Here is an 8,144-nt window from a genome sequence, read left to right as displayed (position 1 = left end):
GTTTGCATATTTCGTCGGCAACCTGTCGGCCGAAGACTTCTTCAGCTGGGGCTGGCGCTACCCGTTCTTCGTCGCCTTCGCCATCAATGTCGTCGCCCTGTTCGCACGGCTGCGCATCGTGGTGACGCCGGAATACACCAAACTGTTCGAAGGCCAGGAACTGGAGCCGACTTCCGTCCGCGAGACGTTGCGCGCCGAAGGGCGCACTGTCGTGCTCGGCGCCTTCGCGCCGCTGGCGAGTTTCGCCCTGTTCCACATGGTGACGGTGTTTCCTCTGTCCTGGATTTTCCTGTTCACGCGCGAGGGACCGGCACGGTTCCTCGTCATCGAGACGATCGGAGCTTTCTTCGGCCTGGCGGCAATCGCGATCTCGGGCTTCGTCGCCGACCGGGTTGGGCGCTGGCCCTTGCTCGGAGGCTCGGCGGTGGCCATTGCCGTGTTCAGCGGTTTCGCGCCACAGCTGCTCGATGGCGGCTTCGTCGGAGAGTCCGTCTTCATGGTCTTGGGCTTCGTCCTGCTCGGCCTGTCGTTCGGCCAGTCTTCAGGAGCACTCGCCTCGAACTTTTCAAAGACCTACCGCTATACAGGGGCGGCGCTGACCTCGGATCTCGCCTGGCTGTTCGGGGCGGGCTTCGCCCCCATAGTCGCCCTGTTCCTGTCCGCCCATTTCGGGCTGATCTCATCAGGCGCCTATCTGTTGTCGGGAGCGCTATGCACGTTGCTTGCGCTGAGACTCAACCAGCGCCTGGATCGGACGCCCGCTTGAGTGACCTGCTTGGCCAGGGCTGGGGACCTCCCGGCCCAATGACGTTGCACGACAAGACCAACAAACAGAATTTTCTGCTTCTGATTCAACTGCGCTGGATCGCGGTCGGTGGTCAGATCGTGACGATCCTGTTCGTCCGCTACGTGCTCGGCATTGGATTGCCGCTGGTCCCGATGGCGGTGGTGATCCTGCTGCTGATCGCTCTCAATGTCGCCAGCCTGCGCCGGCACAGCAGCCAGGACGCGATCACCAACACCGAGCTGTTTCTTGGACTGCTGCTCGACGTCACCGCGTTGACGGTCCAGCTTTACCTGAGCGGCGGCGCGTCCAATCCCTTCATTTCGCTTTACCTGCTCCAGGTCATCCTGGGCGCGGTGCTGCTGGAGACATGGTCGGTTTGGGCGCTTGTCTTCATTGCAAGCACGTGCTTCATCGCGCTGACTACTTTTTACCGTGAGATCAGCCTGCCCGCCGCACACGGGGCCGGGCTGTTCAGCCTGCACATCCAGGGCATGTTCATCTGTTTCGTCCTGGCGGCAACGCTTCTGGTGCTGTTCATCACCAGGGTCCAGAACAACATTCGCACCCGCGACGCCCATCTTGCGGATTTGCGCCAGCAGTCGGCGGAGGAGGCTCACATCGTCAGGATGGGCCTGCTCGCCTCCGGTGCCGCGCATGAGCTCGGCACGCCGCTGGCCACGCTTTCCGTCATCCTCAATGACTGGCAGCGCATGCCGGCTCTCGAGGCAGATCCGGATCTGGCGCAGGAAATCCGGGAGATGCAGGGCCAGTTGGACCGTTGCAAGAAGATCGTTTCGGGAATCCTGATGTCGTCGGGCGAATTGCGCGGCGAAGGCACGGTTCGCACCTCCGTCGACGCCTTCCTGGCGGAGCTGGTGGCCGAATGGAAGTCGACACGGCTGCCGCAAGGCTTCGAATACACCAGGCGTTTCGGCGCCAACCAGGAGATCGTCTCCGATCCCGCGCTCAAACAGGTGATGTTCAATGTACTGGACAACGCACTTGAAGCGTCGCCTCTATGGGTGGGGTTGACCGTCAGCCGCCAGGCGGACGATCTCATCATCGAAGTTGTCGACGTGGGACCGGGATTTGAAGAAGCCATGCTTGCTGAATTCGGCAAGCCCTATACGTCGACCAAGAACCGGCCAGGTAGCGGGCTCGGCCTGTTTCTGGTCGTCAATGTCATCCGCAAGCTGGGGGGTACCGTCACCGTAAGAAATAGAACCGAGGGGGGAGCTTCGGTTACGTTGCATCTGCCACTGGCTGCTCTGTCTCCACGAGGGCACAATGCCGACTAAACGCACGCTGTTGATCGTCGAGGACGATATCGCCTTTGCCAACGCACTGCGCCGGTCTTTCGAACGGCGTGATTACGAAACGCATAGCTGCCGGAGCGTCGACGGCGTGCATGCGCTGATCGGCACCGTTGCCTTCCAATATGCCGTCGTCGATCTCAAGCTCGCCAGCGGCTCGGGCCTGGAATGCGTCAGGGCGCTGCACGAGCACGATCCTGAAATGCGGATCGTCGTGTTGACCGGCTTTGCAAGCATCGCCACCGCTGTCGAGGCGATCAAGCTCGGCGCCTGCCAGTATCTCGCCAAACCCGCCAACACCGACGACATTGAAGCCGCTTTCGGCCAGGTCGAGGGCAATGCTTCGGTGCCGCTCGCCGAGCGACCAACCTCGATAAAGAACCTCGAATGGGAGCGCATCCACGAAATGCTGGTGGAGGCCGACTTCAACATTTCCGAGACAGCACGACGGTTGGGCATGCACCGCCGGACGCTGGCGAGGAAGCTGGAGAAGAGGCGTGTGAAGTAGGCACGATCTACCGGGCATCGCACATCGTGCCGATACCAATGATAAAATTGATGCCGGCAACAATCGTTACATTCGAACGATGTCCTCCGAAGGGAAAAAATTGGCAGGGCAGGGATTAAAATCCCCACATGCTCCGTAAACAGGACATGAAACCGTCAATGCCACGTTTTGACATCATAGGACAGCTCGGTTCGCTGCGCCGCTATGCGCGCTCGCTGACGCGCGACAGCACCGACGCCGAGGATCTTGTCCATGACGCGCTGGTGCGCGCTTATGAGCGGCGCAGCACGTTCCGCTCCGGCGGAAACCTGCGCGCGTGGCTGCTGTCGATCGTCCACAACACCTTCATCGACAAGATGCGGTCCCGCAAGTCCGAAGCGTCGCGCGTCGAACAGGCTGGATACCTGGCCGACGGCAGCACGCCGGCACCACAGGAACATTCGGTGCGCCTGGCGCAGGTGCGCGAGGCTTTTTTCAGCCTGCCGGAAGAACAGCGTTCAGCGCTGCACCTCGTCGCCATCGAAGGCCTCTCCTATCAACAGGCCGCCGATGCCAGCGGCGTGCCGCTCGGCACGCTGATGTCCCGCATCGGCAGGGCGCGCGCCGCACTGCGCGAGATGGAGGAGCCGGCGAAGGCAAAAAACCACCTCAGGATCGTTGGAGGCCCGTCATGACCGCAACTGTCGATCCCGTGACCGATATCGACCTCGACGCCTATGTCGACGACCAGGTCGACGTCACCCGCCGCATCGAGGTCGAAGCATTCTTGTCCGCTCGCCCGGAGGCGGCGGCGCGTGTGATGTCGGATCTCAGGACCCGCGATGAACTGCGCGTGGCGCTTGCCGGCTCCAAGGGCATGGCGCGCCCTGCGACCGCCGATGCCGCGCGGCGGCTGGAGAGGGGGCTTGCCCGCGGCCGGCTCTTCGGCGTGTTGCAGCGCGCGGCGGCGGTAGCCGGCTTCGTCGCCGCCGGCTGGCTGGCAAACGGCATCATCGGGCCGATGTCGGTGACCAAGGTCGTCGCCTCGCCGCAGCCGCCCGCCTATGTCGATGAGGCGGTGCAGGCCCACAGGACGACGCTGGTGCGCGAGAGCATGCCATCGCAGGCGGAAACGCCCAATTACAACGCCGGCGAAATCCGCGCCGCCACTGCCATCGTCATGCCGTCGCTGCCGACGGATTGGAGGGTGCGCGACGTGCAGATCTATCCGTCGCGCTTTGGGCCGAGCGTCGAGATGGCGGTCGAGACGAAAGACATGGGGCTGGTGTCGCTGTTTGCGATCCGGCCCGGAACCTTCGACGTCGTCAAGCCGGCGATAGCGCCCTCGGGCGACATTTCGTCGGCCTATTTCCAGATCGGCGATGTCGCCTATGCGGTGGTCGGACGAAGCGAGGTCCACGACCTCGACCGCGCCGCCGAGACGCTTGCCAAGACGCTTTACTGATCGATCCACAAAGGAGAACGCAAATGAACACCCCCAATCTGGGATATCGCGTCGGCGCCGGCGCCCAAACCGGAGCCATCTTCGACGAGGGCCTGCGCCAGCATATGCTGCGCGTCTACAACTACATGGGCGTCGGCCTGGTGGTCACCGGCCTCGTCGCCTTCATGATCTCATCGACGCCGGCGCTCTACGTGCCGATCTTCTCCAGCCCGCTGAAATGGGTGGTGATGCTGGCACCGCTCGCCTTCGTCTTGCTGTTCTCGTTCAAAATGCAGACCATGTCGGCGGCGAGTGCCCAGGCGATGTTCTGGGCCTTCTGCGCGGTCATGGGCCTGTCGCTCGCCTCTGTGTTCCTGGTCTTCACCGGAACCAGCATCGCGCGCACCTTCTTCATCGCCGCCACCATGTTCGGCGCCACCAGTCTCTACGGCTACACGACAAAGCGCGACCTGACCCAGTTCTCGTCATTCCTGATCATGGGCCTGATCGGCGTGGTGATCGCCAGCATCGTCAACATCTTCCTCGGCTCGACCGCGCTGCAGTTCGCCATCTCGGTGATCGGCATCGCCGTGTTCATCGGCCTGACCGCCTGGGATACGCAGACGATCAAAGAACAGTATGCCGAGAATTTCGACGCGGAATCGCGCCAGAAACTTGCCGTCTTCGGCGCCTTCTCGCTCTATCTGAACTTCATCAACATCTTCCAGCTGCTGCTGAACTTCACCGGCGAACGCGAGTAATCCGGACCGTAGCAGGCAACATTTCGCAACTTACCGTGGCCGGAGGGAAACCTCCGGCCACGGTTTTTTATTTGAGGCAGCATTTGCCATGTGCGGTGGATCGTTCATCGCGGCTGACTGAGACGCGATGTAAATCTGCCGCTCTTGAGTTCGCACGTCCCCTTTTGCTAGCCTGCCGGCCACGCCAGATAGCCGCGAGGACGCATGGAACAGGACAGCCTGACGCTTCACGGTGACGGCATCTCGGCGACTGTTGTCGGGCAGGGCGCCGAACTTGTCTCCCTACGCGATGCCGACGGCACAGAGTTTCTGTGGCAGGCCGGTCCGGAATGGCGGCGTCACTCGCCGGTGCTGTTTCCAATCGTCGGCCGGCTGAAGGGCGACCAACTGCGCCATCGCGGCCAGACCTATCCGATGACCCAGCACGGCTTCGCGCGCGACAAGCCGTTCGCCTGGGCGCAGAGGGGACCACGATCCTGCACGTTGGTGCTCACCGACGATGCCGATACCCGCGCGCACTACCCCTTCGCCTTTCGCCTGGCAGTGACTTACACGCTGGACCGCCATCAGCTTGATGTGACCTTCGACATCACCAACACCGGCGATGAGCCGCTGCCGGCATCGATCGGGGCGCACCCGGCGTTCAATTGGCCTTTGCTTCCGGATCTGGCCAAGACGGATTACCAGCTGACCTTTGCCTCCGCCGAGCAAGCGCCGATCCGCCGCCTGAAGGACGGCCTGCTGCTGAAAGCGCCACAACCGACGCCTGTGGAAGGCAAAAGGCTGGCACTCTCCGAAAGGCTCTTCGGCGAGGACGCGGTGATCATGGATCGGCCCGTCAGTTCCAGCGTGCGCTACGCTGCCGAGAGCGGTCCCGCGATCGAGATGTTGTGGCAGGGATTCCAGGAATTGGGTATCTGGTCCAAACCCGGCGGCGCGCCATTTCTTTGCATCGAACCCTGGCATGGCCTTGCAAGCCCGGTGGATTTCGATGGTGAGTTTATCGATAAGCCTAGCGTGATGTTGATCGAGCCTGCCGCGAAGCGTGTTCTGAGCTATCAGGTACGTCTGCTGCAGCGTCGTGCGCGAATGGCTGAATTGGAGTGAGCCCAGTGAATTCTGAAACAATCGAGATCTACCATCCACGTGGTGTTTTGAATTTGGGCCAATGGGACATTGGCGGTCTCAAGCTCAAAGTCTATGGCCTCGTCGCAGACAACAAGAAGGTCGACGGACCCATGGTGACCCTGGCACAGTCATTCGTGCGACAGGAGGTTCTGCCGCGTGTGGTGGACGAGGGTGACGACAATGGCATGGGCTTTGTGATTATTCATCCTGGCGAGCTGGGTGTTTCCATCTCGGTTCACTGGTGGATACAAGGTTCGGTGCTTTGTCAGCATATCTATCGGAAGCTGTATTCCGCCGCCGAACCGATGGATACGGTAAAGAGATCTGTTGTTGCCTGTGTTTGGGAATTGGCTCTGATAAATGCCGAGCAGGAAGCTTGGCGAAAAACGATGATGAAAAGCGAGCCCAGTCCGTCAGGATACATGGACGCTCGAGCTGGCTTCGAAGCTGCATAGAGACCGCCCATGATCGACTATGGCGTGGTCGCTCAGACCGTCGGTGCCCAATGAAGCTGTATTTCAGCCGCAATCCGAACCCTCGGCTCGCGCTCGCGGTGGCACGCTACCTCGACGCGAAAGTCGAATTTGAATTTGCCTCGCCATTCGCTCCGGGGCAAGCGGAGAAATTTCGCCGGTTAAATCCCAATCTCTCGCTGCCCATCCTCGCGGAAGAAGAGGGAAAAAGCCTCTGGGAGGCAGACGCCATAGCCTGCCGGCTCTCGCGCGATGCGCATTCGGATTTCTGGCGCACCGGCGATGACGAACCCGAGATGATCCGCTGGCTGAGCTGGGGCAAGGAGCACTTCGCATTCGCTTGCGACATGGTGCATTTCGAACGTGGGACCAAACAGCGGTACGGCATCGGCCCGATCGATCAGAAGCGGGTGGAGGAGGGCCTAAACCAATTCCATACGGCCGCGGCAATACTCGACGCCGTGCTTGCCGAGCGGCAGTGGCTGGTCGGGAATTCGGTTTCCTATGCCGATTTTCGAATGGCGACCTTCCTGCCGTTCAACGAAGCCGCCAGATTGCCGCTCGACGATTATTCCTCTGTCAGCCGCTGGTACCGTCGGCTTGAAGACATCGGCGCCTGGCGTGACCCTTTCAAGGGGATGGATGCACCCGAATTGCCGCCGGTGCCGCAAACGGCTGTCGCGGACCAGCGGTGAGAACGCGCGCGAAGAGCCGCGCAGCAGGCCGAGCCTACCAAGGCAATGATGTGCGGGGGATCGGATGAATATCTATGTCCTGAGCGTGGTCGAAGGACAGGAATGGGTCCTTCCCCGACAGGCGGACGACTACCAGCTGTTTTCGATGCTCTGCGGCCGGAAGCAGACACAATGGCATCCGCCCGGGATGGAGATCCTGTGCGAACACGACGACGGTACGCTCCGGCAATATTCAGATTTTCCATGGCTTGGCGAGCATGTGCTCATCCTGCGGGCGAGGGCGTTGAAGTTGCTTCGGCCAACCCTCGAACCGTACGGTGAATTCCTGCCGCTTCGTGCCGACGAGGCCATATCGCTCTTCAATGTCACCACCGTGATCGATGCGCTGGACGAGGAACGTTCAAAGATCGTTCGCTTTGACGACGGCGGCATAATGGTGATCGAAAGCCTCGTCCTTCGAGCGGACGCAATCGGCGGTACCGAGACATTCAAGCTGCCCGAGCGTGCCGATGGGGTGCGAATATCCGATATCTATCTGCAGGAGACGATCGTACGCCGGATCGGGGAGCTTGGGCTCAAGGGCATTGCTTTCAACTTGGTCTGGAGCGACGAGCCGGCCGGACAAGGCAGGATCGAGTACCCAGGTGTGGAAAAGGGCATTTCAACCGCAAGCTCGCTCACGCGCCTTTGGGCCGGTCTGCGGCGAAAAGCAGGGTTTTGATATCAAACCTGCCGGACGACGGTGCCGACCACATTGACGAGAAGGCGCGCGGCGGTCAGCGCTGACAGGCCGTCGATATCGGCCGGAGGATAGAACTCGACAAGGTCGAACCCTGCGATCCGGGCCCGTCTGCCGAGGCCGGCGATCAGGTCGATCACCTGCGTGTAGGTGAGACCGCCGGGTGTACGCGCCGCCACGCCCGGCATGACGCTTGGATCGAGGCTGTCGCAGTCGAGGGTGACGACAACCCGCGCGCCTTCCGGAATATGCCGGAGCGCGGCTTCGACGCCCTGAGCGTGAACCTCGCGGGCGGTCACGAAGTGGCTGCCATAGCG

The 8,144-nt window shown here is 61.5% G+C and carries 11 protein-coding genes; 10 read left to right on the top strand and 1 reads right to left on the bottom strand.

Annotated features, from left to right (window positions below; genetic code table 11):
- From EN984_RS14205 to EN984_RS14160, 10 genes are all read left to right on the top strand, one after another.
- On the top strand, positions 1-766 hold a 766-nt coding region (locus EN984_RS14205), incomplete at its 5' end, for an MFS transporter (protein ID WP_127383795.1).
- Complete coding sequence (locus tag EN984_RS14200; protein WP_127268839.1) at positions 763-2,085, top strand: ATP-binding protein; 1,323 nt, start codon at positions 763-765, stop codon at positions 2,083-2,085. The genes EN984_RS14205 and EN984_RS14200, both read left to right, overlap by 4 nt.
- Entirely contained in the window at positions 2,075-2,608 is a 534-nt protein-coding gene (locus EN984_RS14195) for a response regulator transcription factor (protein ID WP_023812014.1), read from the top strand. Before EN984_RS14200 ends, EN984_RS14195 begins: the two co-directional genes overlap by 11 nt.
- A 158-nt stretch (positions 2,609-2,766) precedes the next feature.
- Positions 2,767-3,282 carry a sigma-70 family RNA polymerase sigma factor gene (locus tag EN984_RS14190; RefSeq protein WP_236383399.1) on the top strand — a complete coding sequence of 172 codons (516 nt, stop codon included), beginning with the start codon at positions 2,767-2,769 and terminating at the stop codon, positions 3,280-3,282.
- Positions 3,279-4,052: an anti-sigma factor gene (locus tag EN984_RS14185; protein WP_127272302.1), complete on the top strand. Its 774-nt coding sequence runs from the start codon at positions 3,279-3,281 to the stop codon at positions 4,050-4,052. Before EN984_RS14190 ends, EN984_RS14185 begins: the two co-directional genes overlap by 4 nt.
- A 23-nt stretch (positions 4,053-4,075) precedes the next feature.
- A complete protein-coding gene (locus EN984_RS14180; protein WP_127271130.1) occupies positions 4,076-4,792 on the top strand; it encodes a Bax inhibitor-1/YccA family protein in 717 nt (238 codons plus the stop codon).
- A gap of 204 nt (positions 4,793-4,996) precedes the next feature.
- The gene (locus EN984_RS14175) at positions 4,997-5,899 is read left to right on the top strand and encodes an aldose 1-epimerase family protein (RefSeq protein ID WP_127271128.1); all 903 of its coding nucleotides are present in this window, start codon (positions 4,997-4,999) and stop codon (positions 5,897-5,899) included.
- A gap of 5 nt (positions 5,900-5,904) precedes the next feature.
- Positions 5,905-6,375: a hypothetical protein gene (locus tag EN984_RS38740; protein WP_127271127.1), complete on the top strand. Its 471-nt coding sequence runs from the start codon at positions 5,905-5,907 to the stop codon at positions 6,373-6,375.
- Positions 6,376-6,425: 50 nt separating this feature from the next.
- Entirely contained in the window at positions 6,426-7,088 is a 663-nt protein-coding gene (locus tag EN984_RS14165) for a glutathione S-transferase family protein (RefSeq protein WP_127272303.1), read from the top strand.
- Positions 7,089-7,152: 64 nt separating this feature from the next.
- Positions 7,153-7,809: a DUF1629 domain-containing protein gene (locus EN984_RS14160; RefSeq protein WP_127271364.1), complete on the top strand. Its 657-nt coding sequence runs from the start codon at positions 7,153-7,155 to the stop codon at positions 7,807-7,809.
- Positions 7,810-7,811: 2 nt separating this feature from the next.
- Here the strand turns inward: EN984_RS14160 and EN984_RS14155 are convergent.
- Positions 7,812-8,144: arginase family protein (locus EN984_RS14155; RefSeq protein WP_206517427.1), on the bottom strand; the 333-nt coding region annotated here is incomplete at its 5' end.

Origin of the sequence: Mesorhizobium sp. M7A.F.Ca.CA.004.12.1.1 (genome assembly GCF_003997835.1) — a bacterium.
Taxonomy (GTDB): domain Bacteria; phylum Pseudomonadota; class Alphaproteobacteria; order Rhizobiales; family Rhizobiaceae; genus Mesorhizobium.
This window is presented reverse-complemented; position numbering and strand designations above follow the sequence as displayed.